16 protein-coding genes and 1 other RNA gene are annotated in these 18,160 nt (G+C 61.5%); 3 read left to right on the forward strand and 14 right to left on the reverse strand.

From position 1 onward, the window contains the following. The first annotated feature begins 206 nt into the window (after positions 1 to 206). Positions 207 to 2,354: an acyltransferase family protein gene (locus Q9R31_RS00980; RefSeq protein ID WP_311260907.1), complete on the forward strand. Its 2,148-nt coding sequence runs from the start codon at positions 207 to 209 to the stop codon at positions 2,352 to 2,354. Between the two features lie 297 nt (positions 2,355 to 2,651). Here the strand turns inward: Q9R31_RS00980 and ssrA are convergent. The 13 genes from ssrA to Q9R31_RS01045 form a co-directional block, all read right to left on the reverse strand. After that, positions 2,652 to 3,020: a transfer-messenger RNA gene (gene ssrA, locus Q9R31_RS00985) on the reverse strand. Between the two features lie 73 nt (positions 3,021 to 3,093). Next, positions 3,094 to 3,567: an SsrA-binding protein SmpB gene (gene smpB, locus Q9R31_RS00990; RefSeq protein WP_311260908.1), complete on the reverse strand. Its 474-nt coding sequence runs from the start codon at positions 3,565 to 3,567 to the stop codon at positions 3,094 to 3,096. 84 nt (positions 3,568 to 3,651) lie between these two features. Further along, entirely contained in the window at positions 3,652 to 5,082 is a 1,431-nt protein-coding gene (locus Q9R31_RS00995) for a peptidoglycan DD-metalloendopeptidase family protein (protein WP_311260909.1), read from the reverse strand. Positions 5,083 to 5,109: 27 nt separating this feature from the next. Continuing rightward, positions 5,110 to 6,024 (reverse strand): permease-like cell division protein FtsX, encoded by a 915-nt coding sequence (gene ftsX, locus Q9R31_RS01000; protein WP_311260910.1) that lies wholly within the window; start codon positions 6,022 to 6,024, stop codon positions 5,110 to 5,112. After that, on the reverse strand, positions 6,021 to 6,809 hold the full coding sequence (gene ftsE, locus Q9R31_RS01005; protein ID WP_311260911.1) for a cell division ATP-binding protein FtsE: 789 nt from the start codon (positions 6,807 to 6,809) through the stop codon (positions 6,021 to 6,023). The genes ftsX and ftsE overlap by 4 nt, the downstream gene beginning before the upstream one ends. 186 nt (positions 6,810 to 6,995) lie before the next feature. Then, positions 6,996 to 8,111: a peptide chain release factor 2 gene (prfB, locus tag Q9R31_RS01010; RefSeq protein ID WP_311260912.1), complete on the reverse strand. Its 1,116-nt coding sequence runs from the start codon at positions 8,109 to 8,111 to the stop codon at positions 6,996 to 6,998. 81 nt (positions 8,112 to 8,192) lie between these two features. Continuing rightward, on the reverse strand, positions 8,193 to 8,639 hold the full coding sequence (locus tag Q9R31_RS01015; RefSeq protein WP_311260913.1) for a Tad domain-containing protein: 447 nt from the start codon (positions 8,637 to 8,639) through the stop codon (positions 8,193 to 8,195). Further along, the gene (locus Q9R31_RS01020) at positions 8,636 to 8,977 is read right to left on the reverse strand and encodes a hypothetical protein (protein ID WP_311260914.1); all 342 of its coding nucleotides are present in this window, start codon (positions 8,975 to 8,977) and stop codon (positions 8,636 to 8,638) included. The genes Q9R31_RS01015 and Q9R31_RS01020 overlap by 4 nt, the downstream gene beginning before the upstream one ends. A 262-nt stretch (positions 8,978 to 9,239) precedes the next feature. Next, positions 9,240 to 9,653 (reverse strand): pilus assembly protein, encoded by a 414-nt coding sequence (locus Q9R31_RS01025; protein WP_311260915.1) that lies wholly within the window; start codon positions 9,651 to 9,653, stop codon positions 9,240 to 9,242. 3 nt (positions 9,654 to 9,656) lie between these two features. After that, entirely contained in the window at positions 9,657 to 9,947 is a 291-nt protein-coding gene (locus Q9R31_RS01030; protein ID WP_311260916.1) for a hypothetical protein, read from the reverse strand. Between the two features lie 75 nt (positions 9,948 to 10,022). Further along, on the reverse strand, positions 10,023 to 10,964 hold the full coding sequence (locus Q9R31_RS01035; RefSeq protein WP_311260917.1) for a type II secretion system F family protein: 942 nt from the start codon (positions 10,962 to 10,964) through the stop codon (positions 10,023 to 10,025). Further along, a complete protein-coding gene (locus tag Q9R31_RS01040) occupies positions 10,961 to 11,818 on the reverse strand; it encodes a type II secretion system F family protein (protein WP_311260918.1) in 858 nt (285 codons plus the stop codon). The genes Q9R31_RS01035 and Q9R31_RS01040 overlap by 4 nt, the downstream gene beginning before the upstream one ends. Beyond that, complete coding sequence (locus Q9R31_RS01045; RefSeq protein ID WP_311260919.1) at positions 11,815 to 13,038, reverse strand: ATPase, T2SS/T4P/T4SS family; 1,224 nt, start codon at positions 13,036 to 13,038, stop codon at positions 11,815 to 11,817. Before Q9R31_RS01045 ends, Q9R31_RS01040 begins: the two co-directional genes overlap by 4 nt. Before the next feature lie 720 nt (positions 13,039 to 13,758). Here Q9R31_RS01045 and Q9R31_RS01050 point away from each other — a divergent pair. Beyond that, positions 13,759 to 16,095, forward strand: a complete 2,337-nt coding sequence (locus Q9R31_RS01050) for a GH25 family lysozyme (RefSeq protein WP_311260920.1) — start codon at positions 13,759 to 13,761, stop codon at positions 16,093 to 16,095. A 141-nt stretch (positions 16,096 to 16,236) separates the two neighbouring features. Here Q9R31_RS01050 and rfbA read toward each other — a convergent pair whose 3' ends face one another. Next, positions 16,237 to 17,103 carry a glucose-1-phosphate thymidylyltransferase RfbA gene (gene rfbA / locus Q9R31_RS01055; protein ID WP_311260921.1) on the reverse strand — a complete coding sequence of 289 codons (867 nt, stop codon included), beginning with the start codon at positions 17,101 to 17,103 and terminating at the stop codon, positions 16,237 to 16,239. Between the two features lie 55 nt (positions 17,104 to 17,158). Between rfbA and rfbB the strand changes: the two genes are divergently transcribed. Next, positions 17,159 to 18,157, forward strand: coding sequence for a dTDP-glucose 4,6-dehydratase (gene rfbB, locus Q9R31_RS01060; RefSeq protein ID WP_311260922.1), 999 nt, complete (start codon positions 17,159 to 17,161; stop codon positions 18,155 to 18,157). The last annotated feature ends 3 nt before the right edge of the window (positions 18,158 to 18,160 follow it).

Raw genomic sequence — 18,160 nt, forward strand, 5'->3', positions numbered from 1 at the left:
CGCTGCCAGGTGGCCGGAATTCGTCCAGCTATGTCCGCGTGCATAGGGTGCTGCCCGGCGAAGTGGAGGCCCCTGGGCGCTGTCTGTCTCCGAGTGTCGCCTCATCAGGGCAAGCATTATGTGCAGAGCATCAGGGCCTACAATCCGTGCCGCTACCGAGCGCGCCGGGTGCGCTGCGCGCAAACGAAGATTGACAAGGAGTACCTGTGACCGGAACGGTCGTGTTGCGAACCCGCGCGGAAGCGCGAAGAACAGAAACGGTCAACGCGACCCGCAAGGATATTCAGGCCCTGCGCGCCCTGGCGGTTGGGCTCGTGGTCCTGAACCATTTATGGCCGGCACGGCTTCCCGGCGGTTACGTCGGTGTCGATGTCTTCTTCGTAATTTCGGGCTATTTGATCTCCAAACACCTTCTCGGCGAACTGGAGCGATTAAACCGTATCAACCTCGGACAGTTCTACTCGCGGCGTATTAAGCGGTTGCTTCCTGCCGCAACCCTTGTTGGCACCGTTTCTCTGCTGGCCGCGTGGGCACTGCTGCCATTCTCGCGCTGGCTTGCCGTAGCCCAAGAAACCGTTGCGTCAGTTTTGTATGTCGAAAACTGGGTTCTGGCGGCCAAAGCGGTGGATTACTCGGCCCACAGTGAAGCTGCTTCAACGGTGCAGCATTTTTGGTCTCTCGCGGTGGAGGAACAGTTCTATCTGGTCTGGCCACTACTGTTTCTTGGGCTGTACATGATCGCGATACGGCTGCGCCTACGCCGACGGGCGCTGCTGGCACTGGGTGTCGCGTTGGTCGCTGCCCTCGCGTTCGCGTTCTGCATCTGGTTCACCTACTCCAATAGGAGCGCAGCCTATTTTGTCACGCCCGCACGCGCTTGGGAGTTCGGCGCCGGCGCCTTGATAGCGATCGGAGGCCCACACGCAATGGCAGCCTTTCGCCTGCGGCTGCCCAACAGCCACTTGGCGCTCTCGGGCGCGGCCCAATGGCTCGGATACGGGTTGATAGCCTACTCCGCCTTTACGTACAACGAGCAGACGGTCTTTCCGGGCTTCGCCGCGATGGTCCCCGTTGCCGGTTCTCTCCTTGTGGTCGCGTCCGGGCCGAACAGTCCATTCTGGTCGGCTAACCAGTTTCTTGCCGCCAGGCCCATCCAGTTTCTTGGTGACGTGTCCTACTCCCTCTACTTGTGGCACTGGCCGATGATCGTCTTGGCGCCCGCACTGTTGGGCCACTCGCTGGGGACACGAGACAAATTGGTCATTCTGGTGGTGGCCATCGGGCTTTCGTATGTTTCCAAGAAATTCGTTGAGGACCCTGGCCGCACGAAACTCCTGCGGGGAACCAGACCCACCCGCGTCTTTGCGGTCATGGCAGTGACAGCAGCAGTCGTATGTGCACTGTGCGGTGGCCTCTTGCTGAGCTTCGGCAAAGCCCAGGAGGCCGAAGCGGCGAAACTTCAGAGTCTTTTCGGAGACCCATGTCACGGGGCACGCAGCCTGGACCCGCGAAACAATTGCAGCGACCCGTTCGGCGCCGCGCAAGTCGCAAACGTAGGCCCGAACGAAGCACCGTGGTTCAACGCACCCGAATGCCATCCGTCAGCTGACCCAATAGTCTATGAGGGTCAAAAAATCCTGGCTGACTGCGATTTCACTGGTGGGGAGCAATCTGAAGCAACTGTGTGGCTGGTCGGGGACTCGCATGCCGAGCAGTGGAAGGCTGCTCTATACGAGCTTGCAAGGCTTCACAAGTGGAAGCTGAAGGAGTCGCTGTTGGGGGGTTGTCCCTTCATCGACGTTAAACGGGTCGCCTTCATGGGCGCGTCCGCGGACCTGCACTCACAGCAACGGTGCCTGGCGTGGAGCGCGCAGGTCACGGAACGGATCGTTAAGGAAAAGCCCGACATGGTTTTCGCGTCATCCTTCGGGGCAGCTGAAACGATCGACGACGGTACCGGCCGCCCGCAGATGGATCAATACAACGACGGCATTAGCAAGAGATTTCTTGATTGGACGTCGGCGGGCACTCAAGTCTTCGTCTTCCGGGATCCCCCGCTGACACTGCGCCACACCAGCCCCGACTGCGTCGCACTCAATCAGCAACAGCCGTTAAACTGCGTAAACGGGCGAAAAGAGGCCTTGGCACCGGACCCAATCGTGAACGCGGCCAGAAGCATGGGCCGGGCAAATGTTAAGGTCATCGATCTGTCGGATCAGTTCTGCGATGATCAACGCTGTTACGCAGTAATAGGCGGTCTGCAGGTTTATTTCGACAACGATCATGCCGCCCGCAGCTACATCCATTCCCTGGTTCCTGTCCTGGCTCAGCGATTCAACGAGGCCCGGCAATAAGACGTCCTGCTTGGGTCCGCTTCTCTAAATAACCGCCATGGCTCTCCCAGGGGAAGTCACTCCGGCAGCTTACGGAGCACGGCGGTGCTTCGTCGCCGGCTTAGGCCGGTGGCGAAGAGGGACGGGGATGGCGACGAGCATCCAGCCTGCAGGCCGCACGGATCCAACGAGGGCCTAAACACGGTTGAGCTCAGAGACTGCAACCAAATAGGTTGGGCAAAGAAAAACACCCCGGTCCGAAGACCGGGGTGTTAATGATGACTGGGCTCATCCGTTAAGGATGTCCCGATTCACCACGGGTGGAGATGGGGGGAATTGAACCCCCGTCCGATGTCGTGTTGTCAGGGCTTCTCCGGGCGCAGTTTGCGTCGGATTTTCTCGGCCCCAGCCATGCCGCAAACAGCTGGCTGATCCGGGCCCAGTCATCTAAAAGTCCCGTTTACTCCGATGACGGGAGCAAACAGCAGTGGCTATCTAAATGACGCCAGGATCCGGGGCGATAGCAACCCCGGGCTGACGGACTGTCTTACTGCTTAGGCAGCAAGAGCGAAGTCAGTGCGCTTAGATTCGGCACTTATTGGTTTGCAGAAAGCGTTTACGAGATAATTCTGCATCCTCGGCCCGCTTCACCTGTCGCGACTAACACCGTCGAAACCGATCATCCCCGTATTTTGTTACCAAACCGGCTGGCAAGCCTGCCGGACTACCCATACTAACGCATGTCCCGCAGGAATAATTCCTACCGGCGCCGGTTGCGTTCGCGCATCTCGCGCTGGGCTTCCCGGTTGTCCTGCTGCTCACGCAGCGTCTGCCGCTTGTCGTACTCGCGCTTACCGCGGGCCACACCGATTTCCACCTTTGCTTTGCCGTCCACGAAGTACAGCTGGAGCGGCACTATGGTGAAACCGGACTCCCGCACCTTGTGCGAGATCTTGATCAGTTCTTCCCGGTGCAGCAGCAGCTTGCGGCGGCGGCGGGCCGCGTGGTTGGTCCAGCTGCCCTGGTTGTACTCGGGAATGTGGATGGCTTCCATCCACAACTCGTCGTTGTAGAACGTGCAGAATCCGTCCACCATGGAGGCATGGCCCTCGCGCAGGGACTTCACTTCGGTGCCCATCAGCGCGATGCCGGCCTCGTACGTGTCCAGCACGTGATAATCGTGCCGGGCCTTGCGGTTGGTGGCCACCACCTTACGGCCACTTTCTTTAGGCACGGGAGAACTCCTCGGGTTTCAGGTCGGGTGCCTCCGGGCCTGCGGCGCGGAGCTATATCAGTCTACGGCAGCAGTGCCTGGCCCCTACAGCAGACCCATGGGATCGACGGCGGCGCCGTTGAGCCAGGTTTCGAAGTGGGCGTGGCAGCCCGTGGAGTTGCCGGTACTGCCGGAGTAGGCAATGAGCTGGCCTTGGGAGACCCGCTGCCCGTTCGAGACCACGATGCTGGAGTTGTGGTAATAGATGGTGGTGAGCGTGTTGCCCTGCGCCACGCCGTGGTCGATCTTGACGCGCCAACCGCCGCCGTCGGCAGAGTTCCAGCCTGAGCTGAAGACTTCACCGGCAGCTGCAGCGTACACGGGGGTGCCGCAGGCGGCACCAAAGTCGATTCCGGTGTGCATGTATCCGCCGGTGCCGTAGAAGTCGATGGTTCCCGGGGGTGTGGTCCGGTACCCAAAACCTGAGGTGATAGGGATGCTGCCGTCGAAAGGATGGCGAAGGCCAAAGGCCGACGGCGATCCTGCAGCGGGTGGGACATACGGCTGGGCGGGGGGTGCCGGGCGGTTTGCGGCGGCCGCCGCCGCTGCTGCCGCGGCAGCTGCTGCCGCGGCCTGCCTGCGCTGCTCGGCTTCCCACGCCTCACGGGCCCTGCGGTCGCGTTCGGCGATTTCGTTCGCTACTTGGTTCTGGTTGGCCTGGACACCGGCGAGTTGGGCCTGGATGCCGGGCTTGGCCGCCTGGAGCTCTGCATCGAGGCGGGTGGTGTCGGCAATCAGCTGGTCCACCTGCGCCTTCTTGGCGGCAGCTTCGTCGCGTGCGGCCTTCTCGCGCTCCAGCGCGGCGTCGGCCTTGGCCTTGAGGTCCTTGATCTCCGCTTCCACGGCCTGAAGCCGTGCCTGCGAGTTGACGTTGGTGGCGTTCTGCTGGCTGAGCTTGTCCATGGCGGCGTTCTGGCTGCGCATGGCCTGGTCCGCGAGGTCCATGGTTTCGGTCAGGCTGCTGCCGCTGTTGGATCCGAAGAAGAGCGACAGGTTGGAGGGAACGCCGCCGGATTTGTAGGCCTGTGTGGCGATCTGCCCGATCAGCTTCTTGGTGTCGGCGATCTTCTGCTTGTCCGTCTCCAGCTGCTGGGTGATCTTGGCTTTGTTCTGCTGGGCCATGTCCACGCGGGCGGACAGTGCTTCAACTTCCTTGACGGCGCCGGCGACCCGCCCCTGTGCTTCAAGGAGGGCCTGCTGTGCGCCGGGCAACTGGCCCTGGTAGATCACCAGGTCGCCGGCGGCCTTCGCGATCCGGGAATCAACGAACTCAAGGGAGGCCTGGACGCGGGCAGCTTCGGCCTCGAGCGCGGCTTTGCGGTCTTCGAGGTCGTCTGCGAAGGCGACGGGAGTGGCAAGGGCCATCCCGGCTGTGAGGATGACGGTGAGCACGCCGCTGACGATCCCCAAACGGCGGGCAGCGGACCGCTCTCGGCTGCGCCGGGGGCGGGGCAAGGTTTCATCAGTTAGGTTCATCGGCATTCCTTGGTCGGTGTGCACAGCCTAAACGCGCAAATATCTACGTAAGGTCAAGAGAGACGAAATTCCTGCCAAGGATCCGCCAAGGATCAGCAGCGCCGGAACGAGTATCAGGGTCTGGCCGGATGAGATGAAGGCTGTATCCGGGTACTGGCGGGACATGTAGTCGCCCAGGAAGAACTGCGCCACTGCCCACAGGGTGCCCGAGGCGAGGGCAGCGCCAATGACGGCTGCGATGACGCCTTCCAGGATGAACGGCAACTGGATCACTGTTTTCGAGGCACCGACAAGACGCATGATCCCGGTCTCCCGGCGCCGGCTGAAGGCGGACAACCTGATGGTGGTGGCGATCAGCAGGATGGCGCAGACGATCATGACGCCGGCAATGCCGACCGCCACCAGGGAGGCCCCGTTCATCACCGAGAAGAGGCGTTCGAGCAGCTGGCGCTGGTCAATCACCGTCTCCACACCGGGCTGCGATGAGAACGTCTCGCTGATGATCTGGTACTTCTCCGGGTCCTTCATGTTGATCCGGAACGATGCCGGCAGCTGGTCCGGCGTCACGGAATCGACGATGGGCGAGTTCGAAAACTGGTCCTTGAAGTGCTTGTAGGCCTCATCCTTGGACTCGAACTGGAAGTCGTTGATGTACTGCGCCACGGCCGGGGACTCCAGGAGGGCGTTCAGGCCCTGCTGCTGCTCAGGGGTGACCGGCCCGGAAGCGCAGCCGGGCGCCGTCGAGCCTTCACTGCACAGGAAGATGGCCACCTGGACCTTGTCGTACCAGTAGCCCTTCATTTGGTTGATCTGCATCTGGAGCATTCCTGCCGCACCCACGAAGGTGAGGGACACGAACGTCACCAGAATGACCGAGACCACCATGGAAAGGTTGCGGCGCAGGCCGCTGCCGATCTCCGACAGGATGAATGCGAGCCTCACCGCTGGGCCTCGCCTTCGGCGCCGTTGCCCGGCAGACCGCCGTCGGGCGCTTCCCTGCCGCTGGCGTCCTTCAGACGCCGGGACTGTCCGACGACGGGAATCATCGACGTGTACAAGGCCTTGGCTTCGTCGCGGATCACCACGCCGTTCTTGAGCTCAACCACCCGCTTGCGCATCTCGTTGACGATGTCGTCGTCGTGCGTGGCCATCACCACGGTGGTTCCGTTCTGGTTGATCTTGTCCAGGACGCCCATGATGCCCATGGACGTGGTGGGGTCCAGGTTTCCGGTGGGTTCGTCCGCGAGGAGGATCCCGGGCCGGTTGACCACTGCACGGGCGATTGCCACGCGCTGCTGCTCGCCGCCGGAAAGCTCGTGCGGCATGCGGTGTTCCTTGCCTTCCAGGCCCACGGTCTTGAGGACCTCGGGCACGGTGTCGCGGATGACACTGCGGCTCTTGCCGATGACCTGCATGGCGAAAGCCACGTTGGCGAACACGTTCTTCTGCGGCAGGAGTCGGAAGTCCTGGAAGACGACGCCGATCCCGCGGCGAAGGCGCGGGACCCGCCAACTGGAAATCTTTGCGACATTCTGGCCGGCGACGTAAACAGCGCCGGACGTGGCACGGTCTTCCTTCAGCACCAGGCGGAGGAAGGTGGACTTTCCGGAGCCGGACGCGCCGACGAGGAAGGCGAATTCGCCACGGTCGATCTCAAGGGTGACGGAGTCCAGCGCCGGACGGGCTTTCTGGTCGTAAACCTTGGTGACATTTTCGAATCGGATCATGGCCCTAAGTACCCTGCAGGGCATGGCTGATTCTTTTGATGCAGCCCAGTTCTGCAGCCGGTGCACGGGTTTTCGTTTGGGGAAAGTAGGGCCCCGGCCCCTCGACTATACGCAGGATGCCGGGTGGTTGGGCCTGCTTTCGGGGGCGTGTCGCCGGATCGGCTGCCTCCCGCCCAGACCCGCGGGTTACTTGTCGGCGTTGCGGTTGTCAGTACGCCAGCGGATGCCCGCGTCGATGAAGTCGTCAATTTCGCCGTCGAACACCGCGGAGGTGTTGCCCACTTCGTGCTCGGTGCGCAGGTCCTTCACCATCTGGTACGGGTTCAGGACGTAGGAGCGCATCTGGTCGCCCCACGACGCTTTGACGTCGCCGGCCAGCGCCTTCTTTTCCGCATCCTCCTGCTCCTTCTTCAGCAGCAGGAGCCGGGACTGCAGCACGCGCATGGCGGCGGCGCGGTTCTGCAGCTGTGACTTTTCGTTCTGCATGGAAACCACGGTGCCTGTGGGGATGTGGGTGAGGCGGACGGCAGAGTCGGTGGTGTTAACCGACTGGCCGCCCGGGCCGGACGAGCGGAACACGTCCACCCTGATTTCGTTGTCCGGGATCTCGATGGAGTCCGTCTGCTCGATCAGCGGGATGACTTCGACGGCGGCGAAGGACGTCTGACGGCGGCCCTGGTTGTCGAACGGGCTGATCCTGACAAGACGGTGGGTTCCGGCTTCCACACTCAGGGTGCCGTACGCGTAGGGCGCCTTCACCTCGAAGGTGGCCGATTTGAGTCCGGCTTCCTCTGCGTAGGAGGTGTCCATGACGGTTGTGGGGTAGCCGTGCCGTTCAGCCCAGCGCAGGTACATGCGCATGAGCATCTCGGCGAAGTCTGCGGCGTCCACGCCTCCAGCCCCGGCGCGGATGGAAACCACGGCTTCGCGTTCGTCGTATTCGCCGGAGAGCAGCGTGACTACTTCCAGGTCCTTGAGGGCTTTCTTGACGGACTCGAGTTCCGCCGCGGCTTCGCCCATCGAGTCGGCGTCGTCCTCGTCCTGGCCAAGTTCCACCAGCACTTCAAGATCGTCGATCCGGGATGCGAGGGTGGTCAGGCGCTCCAGTTCGGACTGGCGGTGGGAAAGCCTGGAGGTGATTTTCTGCGCGGCTGCGGGATCGTCCCAAAGGTCCGGCTCCCCTGCCCGCTCGCTGAGTTCGGCGATGTCTTCCTTGAGTGTCTCCACGTCACTGACGCGTTCAATGGACTCGTAGGTGGCGCGAAGCGCGCGGATTTCAGCGGAAAAATCAATATTGGCCATGGTGGTTTAACCCTACGCTATCGGCGGATACGGCCCTGCGTTGGCGGCGCAGCGTCACGCTTAATGCAGCTTGTGCATTCCTCAGCGGATCATGCGCGAGCGCGCGGTGGACGTCGCCTCGATGCGGATGCCATCGGGAATGAGGAAGTTCACTACAGGTGGGTGCACGGCTGCCACAAGGACGACGACGGCGGTGGACCCGTCGGGCGTACCAGTCGCCCCAACGACGGCAAGACCGGAGAAACGCTGCGAGGCAGGACTCCTTGCGACGAAATCGGCAGCGACGTTCCGGACACGGGCCGGGTTCAGGACAGCCGAAGGGCTGCCGCCCTGGGATGTGACTTCGCCCAGCGTGTAACTGTCGGCCGCCGCCAGCGAGGCTCCGTCCGCCAAAGACAGCAGGCGCTTGTGTTCGAGATAGACGGCAGATATTCCGGTGACGACCGTCGCCACCAAGAGCGCCAGGACGATGTAGCCGAGGATCATCACCATCACCTGTCCGCTCTCGTCCGTTTCGCCGCGATTCACCGATATCTCCCCACCAGTTGGGTGGAGGACGCCTCAACCTCCGTAGCGGACATTCCCTCGGCAAACGGTATGAACGGCAGCGGCACGTTCAGGCTGACCGTCACCGTGACCGTGGTGCCGGCCGCCTGGCAGTCAGCTGGGTTGCAGGTGGTAGTCATGCTGGCCCTACCCGCCTGGTGCCCGAAGTCGGAGAGTGCCAGGGCCACGGCCTGCTCAGCAGCCGCCCGTGCGGTGGAGGCGTCGGGCTGGGCCACATAAACCTTTGCAGCCTGGTCGGCGGCTCCCACCACGGCGAACGAACCGCCTTGGATTTGACCGACGGTGATTACGAAGTACACCAGCGGAACCATGAGCAAGAGCGCAAGGAAGGTGAACTCGACGACGGCACTTCCGTCTTCATGAGTGCGCCCTTGGCACTCATGCCCGAAACCCTGCTGCTGGTGCTCACGGTGGCTAGGCCTGGGGCGCGGGCATGTGCGCCCCATTTGCTTGTTTCCGGGGCTCTCCCTGCCAAGGGCCTCTGCCAGGCGGGTCCGGAACCGGAACGGATTCGAGACGGGTTTTTCACGGGAGCGGGGAAAGGGGCGGGAGCAGATTGGGTCAGGGCTGAACAGCCGCATGCCCTTTCACCTCCAGCATGTCCCGCGGACCAATGAATCCGATAACCGGCATTGGGGACCGGACAGTTACTTCCAGGGTGCGCATGCCCTGCACCGTTACTTCCCGCGTACTGACCTGTTCGGCAAACCCCTCGTTCAGGGCCATGCCGATGAGGCTGCGCGTCCGTTCCACGGCATCGGAGGCGTTGCGGTCAGCGAGTGTCCCGTAACGGGCACCAGAGGCCGCAGCATCAATGAGTGTGTTGCGGATATGGAGAACCAGGGTCAGCTGGATAATCGCAAGGAAGAACATGGTCAGCAACCCGCCAACCAGGACGAAGTCCACCACGGCTGAACCCCGCTCGCCCAGCCGGGGCAGCTCTGGCTGCACGGGGGCGTGAGCGGACGTCGTCATGGTTCAGTTCCCCACCTTGTCCATTGCCTGGTTGAACATGGTCTCCAAAGCGGGGCCCGCGAGCGCCAGCAGGGCTGCAACCAGGACTGCGGACATCAGGGTTATCATGACCCATCCGGGAACGTCGCCGCGCTCCGGGTTATCGCTTGGGCTTACCGATGGCAACTGGTGGTCTCCCTTGCGATGCTGGCACTGTCCCCCCGTGCGGCGTCGCGCCCTGGCAGGCACCTTTAGCTGTAGCAAAGCCGTAAGGCCAAGAAGCAGCATCGCGCAGCGGGTTCCCATGGTTTTCATCTTGTGTCCTATTCCTGTTTTCTAAGGTGGGCTTCAGTATTGGCTACGGGTTTGGGCTACCGGTTGTTCTCCCCATCAAAAGCCCAGGTTGATTGCCGCCAGGCCGGGGAAAACGGCAAACACGACGGTTAAGGGAAGCACCCCGAAAACCAGCGGCACCATCATCGCGATTTCCTTTTTTCCTGCGGCTTCCATCAGGTCCCGTTTCGCCGAATCGCGTACGTCCTGTGCCTGCGCCCGGAGCACGTCTGCGAGGGGTGTTCCTCTTTCCACCGCAACGATGATCCCGTCAACGAACCTGACCAGCGGCGCGAGATCGGTGCGCGCGGAGAACTCCTGCAACGCGAGGACCAATGGCTTGCCGGCTCTTGTCTCCGCGAGGATTTTCGAGAATTCCTTGGACAGCTCACCCTTGGCACTTCTGCAAACACGATCCAAAGCCCCTGTTGCGCTCTCCCCAGCGCCGACCGCCAGGGCCATCAGTTCAGCCAGGCTGGGAAACTCTGCCATCATCCGTGCTTCCCGCCGACGCACCTGAACACCCAGCCAGTAGTCCCGCAGCACAAAACCTGCTGCAGCACTGCCGATTACTACCGCAGCTGCGAAGAGCGGACTGAACCGGCCCCCTACGGCTCCGATGAGGATGAAGGTCAGCGAGAGGACAAAACCGGCTGCCGCCCACAGCAACTGTTCCGCGCGGAAGTCGATGGATGACTTGTTAATCCCTGCCTGGGCCAGGCGCCGCACTGTCGCTCCAGGCGAGGGGTTGAGTTTTCCCAACGCCGAGAGCCAGTCCCGAATGACAGGGCGGAGAATCCGTTCGAGCGGACCGAAAGGTGTCAGGTTCTGCTCGCCGGCGCGCAGGAGCCGTGACTCCAGGTTCTGCGCCTTCAATTGGGGCTCAATGCGCTCCGAGAGTGTCATTGCACGCATTGGAGGTGACCGGAAGATCACGAGCCACAATCCGAGGCCGAGTCCGATTCCACAGAAGATTGCTGCAGGCGGGACGGTGATCAACGGAGGACCCTCTCATCCTGCGGCAGGGCCCCAATCTTCAACATGACTGCGTAGCAAACCAGCGAGACCACCAGGCCGCCGAGCAGGACCGCAGCGCCCATCGGCGTGTTGTAGGCCTGGATTGCTTCCGGCCTGGTGGCGAGGAGGATCATCACGATCCAAGGTGCTGCGACGGCAAGCCGGGCTGCATTGATGGTCCAGGATTGCCGCGCCTCAAGCTCGCTGCGGGTCCGGGCATTCTCACGCAGGAATTCGGCCAAGGTGCCCAGGAGCTTCCCAAGGTCTGAGCCGCCTACTTCCCGGGTCAGCCGCAGCGCTTCGATGATCCGATCGGCCACGGGGTCGGCCAACCGCTGTTTCAGTTTGTTGAGAGAGCCATCGAATTGGCCACCGGCGCGGTAGTCAGCGCCGAACTCACGAAAGATGGGCCGCAGTTCCTCAGGCCCCTTGTCTCCAAGCTGGATAAGGGCCTCAGGCAGGGGCAGGCCAGCCCGGATCGCCGACCGGAGGTGATCGACGACGTCAGGCCAAAGTTGACGGAGCATGGCCGTCCTCTTCTTGGCCCGCCAACGGAGGATGGTGATGGGCAGCCACGAGCCGAAAAGCCCAAAGCATCCGGCAATGGGCCACGAACGGCTGAGCGCATAGAAGATTAGTGCCACGAAGATCCCCAGCCCCAGGCAAGTACCCGCCAAGCCACGGGTTGAGACTCTATCGACCCCGGCAGCGGCGAGCAGGTCGGCCAGGCGGCTGGGCTTGCGCTCGCGGTGCCCGCGGTCCGGCGTTTCCCAGCAGGACCACCATACGAGGAAGAGGCCTATCCCTAACGCCGCCCCCACCAGCGCCGGAATCATCGCGGATCCAGCAGCGTCGCGACGTCGTATCCCGCCCGCGAAAACTTCTCTGCGGCCGGCATGGAATTGGCCCGAGGCTGCAGGAGTCCATTCTCCAGGGCAAAGATCAAGGACGACTCGATGATGCCGTTTTCCACGCGACGGCCCAACGACAGGATTTGAGTCACTTGCCGCCGGCCGTCCGTATGCCTGCTGCAGTGCACCACGAGATCGATGCAGGACGCGACGGTGGGGACCACGAAGGCACTGGAGATGTTCTCCCCGGCCAGCAACGGCAGCGTACAAATCTTGGTGACGGCGTCATGGGCCGAGTTAGCGTGGACGGTGCACATTCCTGGCAAGCCCGAGTTCAAGGCAATCAGCATGTCCAGGCTCTCGGCTTCCCGCACCTCCCCCACCACCAGCCGGTCCGGGCGCATGCGCAAGGCTTCCTTCACCAGGCGGCGGAGTGGAATTTCACCCTCACCTTCGAGGTTTGGCTGCCTGCACTGGAGCCCGACGACGTCCCGGAGCGGAAACTGCAGTTCAAAGATTTCTTCCACAGTGATGACGCGCTCCCGGCTTCCGATGCTCGCCGCCAGGCAATTCAGCATGGTCGTTTTGCCTGCCTGCGTTGCCCCTGACACAAGGATGTTGAGGCCACTGGACACCGCTGCGCCGAGAAATCGTGCCGACTGCGGTGTCAGCGTTCCCAGCTCCACCAGATGCTCAAGGCGACTGGCCTTCACAACGAACTTTCTGATGTTTACCGCCCAGTGGCGCCGAGTCACATCTGGAATGACTACGTGGAGCCTGGATCCGTCGGGCAGCGCGGCATCGACAAAGGGAGATGACATATCAAGGCGCCTGCCGGAGCTCTTGAGCATGCGTTCAACCAAGTCGCGCACCTGCTGCTCGGAGAGGCTCAACGATGTCAGCTCTGACTCGCCGTTGCGTGCCACATAGATTTCGTTCGGGGCGTTGAGCCAAATCTCTTCGATTGACGGGTCGTCGAGCAGTGGTTGGAGCACCCCGAAGCCCGCTACGGCATCGAACAGGAATCTGCGGGCTGCGTCCAGCGGGCCAAGAGGCGGAAGCGGCCCCATAAGAGCGCGCTCGTCATAGTCGGTGACGGCTGCTTCCACCAGCCTGCGGACCTCTCCGGCTTGCCTGAGCGGATCCAGCCCGCGGCGGCGGATGAGCTCACGGACCTCGTCCTCGACAATTCCCAGCGCGTCCATATGTTCCCCCATACAACTGCCGCCCCCGGCGGAGGCAGTGCGACTGGGTACAGCTTAAGTAGAGGGTCCGCACGCAACAAGTCATCGATCCCCGATTGTGGATAAGAGGAAGCACAGGATCCCACCAGGACCTCAGGATTTCCCACTAGGAAGCGCAGGATTCACATCAGTAACATGAGAATCACTAGTTACGTCAGTAACACCGGTGCTATGGTGAGCGCGTTATTTATCGAAATAGCACTATCAGGTGCCTTCCTGGGGAAAGCACCTGAGCAGTATCCAAAGAGGCGCTTGGGGGAGCGCCGCATTGTCTCCGGAGCATATATGAAGCGGAACCTGTCTCAGTCCCGTCGCCCAGTCCTTAAGTCTTTGGGGCTCGTTACTCTTGTCTGCTCCTTATTAACTGGACCCGGTCTAAATGGGACTGCCTTTGCCGTCGACTCCAGTCCCGCACCCACACCCTCAGCCACCTCCAGCGCCGGCGGACAAAATTCGCCGTCGCAGTCGCCCTCACCCTCGTTGCTGGCTACCGGCACTGCCGAACCTGCCCCGGCGGTGAGTGCGAAACCGTCGCCATCCCCCGCTGCGTCACAGACCATGGCTGAAGCCATTGGTGCAGGTGGAGCTGAGATGGGTCAGCGGTCTGCAAGGGTCACAGCATCAAACTCCGACCCACTGAAGAAACTCGGCGCTGAGTCAATTACTGCGCAAGGAACCTGGATGCCGACGTTTGGCGTGCAAGGACTTGATGTGAGCGGACACCAGACGAGTGTGGACTGGCAGCAACAGTGGAACATGGGCGCAAGATTTGCGTACGTGAAGGCGTCCGAGGGCAACTACTTTACGAACGACCTCTTTAGCTCTCAGTACCAGGGCGCACGGAACGTGGGCATGATCCGGGGCGCGTATCACTTTGCCATCCCCAACTGGTCGTCCGGGGCAGACCAGGCACGCTATTTCGTTCAAAACGGTGGTGGTTGGTCCGGGGACGGCTATACGATGCCGCCGGTTCTCGACTTTGAGTTCAATCCCTACGAGGGCCGGACGATTAATGGCTTCTATTTTGGCAACACCTGCTACGGCATGTCCCAGGCGCAGCTGACATCCTGGGTCCAGGACTTCGGAAACACGATGAGGTCGCTCACCGGCAGATTGCCCGTGATCTATACGAATACGAATTGGTGGAACCAGTGCCTGGGCAATCCCACTGGTTTTGGCGACTATCCGCTTTGGGTCGCGGCCTACCCCTACTCGGCCACCAATGACGCCGGCGCAATCCCCACGGGAAGCTGGGGCACATACAGTATCTGGCAGTACAGCAGCACCGGCCCCTTTGCGGGCGACTCCAACGTCTGGAATGGAGACTATGCCGGGCTCAAGGCTTTCGCTGGAACCGCTATCCCGCTCGCCGCAAGTCAGGGCATTAGTGACGTCAGAGCCCGCGCACCGGAACTGGGGGCCCAGACATCGGCAATAGTTTGCGGTCTGCGCGACGGCGGGTGCTACCAGAACTACCAAAACGGTGCGGTGATCTGGTCGCCTGCCAGCGGAGCCCAGCCGAGCCCTGCGGGTCCGATCAGGACCGCCTGGCAAGCAACCGGTTTCGAAAACGGAATGCTTGGGTACCCAATGTCTGCTGTCGTATGCGGCCTGAAGAACGGCGGTTGCTTTCAGGACTTCCAGAACGGGGCGATCATCTGGACCTCGGGCACGGGCGCGCAAGTCAGCGTGAAGGGGCCGGTCCGAACGGCATGGGCCAACTCGGGCTTTGAAAACGGACCCATGGGCTATCCGATGGGAAGCCAGGTATGTGGTCTCTCCGCTCAAGGTTGCTACCAGAACTTCCAGTCGGGTGCCATCTTGTGGTCGCCGGGCGCCGGAGCCAAACTCAGCCTCAACGGTCCTATCCGGACAGCTTGGCAGAAGTCCGGATTCGAAGCGGGACCTCTGGGATACCCGACCAGCGACACGATGTGCGGGCTGCGGGACGGCGGGTGTTTCCAAAGCTTTCAAACAGGCAGCATCGCCAGCTCCGCGGCCAACGGAACACACATCGTTTGGGGCGACATGGAGTCAGCCTGGCGATCCTCCGGCCGGGAAGCGGGCCCCCTCGGGTATCCCATGCAGGATGAATCCTGTGGCCTGAAAAACGGTGGATGCCGGCAAGTATTCGAGAAGGGCGCCAGCGTCTGGTCACCCGCCACTGGAGCTCAATTGAGTCCCACAGGACCGATCCGCACGTTGTGGCTTCAGCAAGGGGGCGAGAGCGGTCTGATGGGATATCCCACCGGCCCTCAAACGTGCGGTCTGGCCGGCAGTGGGTGCTTCCAGGACTTCGAAGGCGGGGCGATCATCTGGTCGGCCGCCACCGGTGCCCAAAGCAGCCTTTCAGGACCAATCCGCACACTCTGGGCCACAACAGGTTACGAAAATGGTTTTCTTGGATACCCCACCAGTAACCAGGTCTGCGGGCTAAAGGACGGCGGCTGCTACCAGAACTACCAAAACGGGGCCATCCTCTGGTCCCCCGCCACCGGTGCCCAAACCAGCCTTTCAGGACCAATCCGCACACTCTGGGCCACAACAGGCAACGAGAACGGTTCGCTCGGATACCCCACCAGTAACCAGGTCTGCGGGCTGAAAGACGGCGGCTGCTACCAGAACTACCAAAACGGGGCCATCCTCTGGTCCCCCGCCACGGGGGCACAGATAAGCCCCAACGGACCCATCAGGTCCAAGTGGGGCTCAATGGGCTACGAGCTCAGCGAATTGGGATATCCCACGGGGGCCGTGGTCTGCGGTATACGCGACGGTGGCTGCTACCAGAATTTCCAAGGAGGAGCCATGCTGTGGTCGCAATCTACGGGAGCTCAGCCCAGCACCGGCGCGATTCGTGCACGGTACGCCAGCCTGGGTTATGAAAACAGTTTCCTTGGTTACCCCATCGCGGCGACGTCCTGCACGTTGGCAAATGGGGCCTGCTACCAGAACTACCAGGGCGGTTCCATCACCTGGAGCCCCACCACCGGGACAAGCGTCAGCACGAGCCGCCGGTAGCGGCTGTGGCTGCTGATGCGGAGGCAGGAGTAGGAGCAGCCAGCAGCCAGCAGCCAAGCCTGAATCGGTTGGTCCAGGCAACGGCAAAGAAAAAGGTTGAAGCGCGGCTTCAACCTTTTCTTTGTTCACGCCCGGAAACGCTTACTTTTCAGCCAAGAGCTCCAGCAGGTACGCCCCATAGCCGCTCTTGACCAGCGGTTCCGCCCTTTCGCGAAGCTCGTCATCGGTCAGGAACCCGAGCCGCCATGAAATTTCCTCAGGGGCACCTATCTTCAGGCCCTGCCGGTTCTCAACCGTCCGGATGAAGTTCGAGGCGTCGTTGAGGTCATTGAAGGTCCCAGTATCCAGCCACGCCGTTCCGCGGGGCAGAATTTCAACCTGCAGCTTTTCGGCCTCAAGGTAAACACGGTTGACGTCAGTGATTTCAAGTTCTCCGCGAGCAGAGGGCTTCAAATTCTTTGAGATGTCAACCACGTCGTTGTCATAGAAATAAAGTCCCGGAACGGCGTAGTGGCTCTTAGGTACCGCAGGCTTCTCCTCCAAAGAGAGCGCCTTACCATTGTCGTCAAACTCCACAACACCGTAGGCGGACGGGTCTTTGACCCAATAGCCGAAGACTGCTCCCCCATCGATGGTCTTGAACCGGCGCAACTGCGTGCCCATACCTTGGCCGTAGAAGATGTTGTCGCCCAGGACCAGGGCGACACTGTCGTCGCCGATGTGGTCGGCGCCTAACACAAACGCCTGGGCCAGCCCATCAGGAGAAGGCTGCTGTTTGTATGTGATGGAGACGCCAAACCGGGAGCCGTCTCCGAGCAAGCGTTCAAACTGGTCCGCGTCATGCGGGGTGGTGATGATAAGGATGTCCCGGATACCTGCAAGGATCAGCGTCGAAAGCGGGTAGTAGATCATTGGCTTGTCGTAGACCGGTACCAATTGCTTGCTGACACCCAGCGTGATGGGATGAAGCCTGGAGCCGGTCCCGCCGGCAAGTATTATTCCGCGCATGCCCCCATCTTTCCCTTCGCTTGGGGCAGCAGCAAATCCGGTAGTCTAGGGAATTATGCAGCGACTTCTCGTGACCGGCGGAGCCGGCTTTATCGGCTCGAACTTTGTCCACTACGTTTTGGAAAACACCGAACACCACGTCACGGTTCTGGACAAGCTGACCTACGCAGGCAATCTCGAGTCGCTGCGGGGCCTTCCGCAGGAACGGTTCACGTTTGTTCAGGGCGATATCGCAGACCCCGCCGTTGTCGACGGTCTTGTAGCCGCTTCCGACATCGTGGTTCACTACGCTGCCGAGTCGCACAATGACAACTCGCTGCACGATCCGCGCCCGTTTCTGGATACCAACATCATCGGCACCTACACGCTGATTGAAGCAGCGCGTAAGTACAGCAAGCGCTTCCATCACATCTCCACGGACGAGGTCTACGGAGACCTGGAGTTGGATGACCCGGAGCGCTTCAACGAGCAGACACCCTACAACCCTTCAAGCCCGTACTCGTCCACCAAGGCCGGTTCCGATCTCCTGGTGAGGGCGTGGGTACGCTCGTTCGGCCTTCAGGCCACGATCAGCAACTGCTCCAACAACTACGGTCCTTATCAACACGTGGAAAAGTTCATTCCACGGCAGATCACCAACGTTATCGACGGAATTCGTCCCAAGCTCTACGGCAAGGGTGAAAACGTTAGGGACTGGATCCACGCCAACGACCATTCCTCGGCTGTGCTGGCGATCATCGCAAAGGGCAAGATTGGTGAGACTTATCTGATTGGCGCCGACGGCGAAAAGAACAACAAAGAAGTCGTTGAACTCATCCTCAAGCACATGGGCCAGGCCCCGGATGCATATGACCATGTTGTCGACCGGCCCGGCCACGATCTGCGCTATGCCATTGACTCCACCAAGTTGCGGGATGAGCTCGGGTGGGAACCGCAGTTCTCCAACTTCGACGAAGGCATCGAAGCCACCATTGCGTGGTACCGGGATAACGAGGACTGGTGGCGCCCGCAGAAGGCCGTCACCGAAGCGAAGTACAAGGAACAGGGACAGTAATCC

Source organism: Pseudarthrobacter sp. BRE9, assembly GCF_031844305.1.
GTDB lineage: Bacteria > Actinomycetota > Actinomycetes > Actinomycetales > Micrococcaceae > Arthrobacter.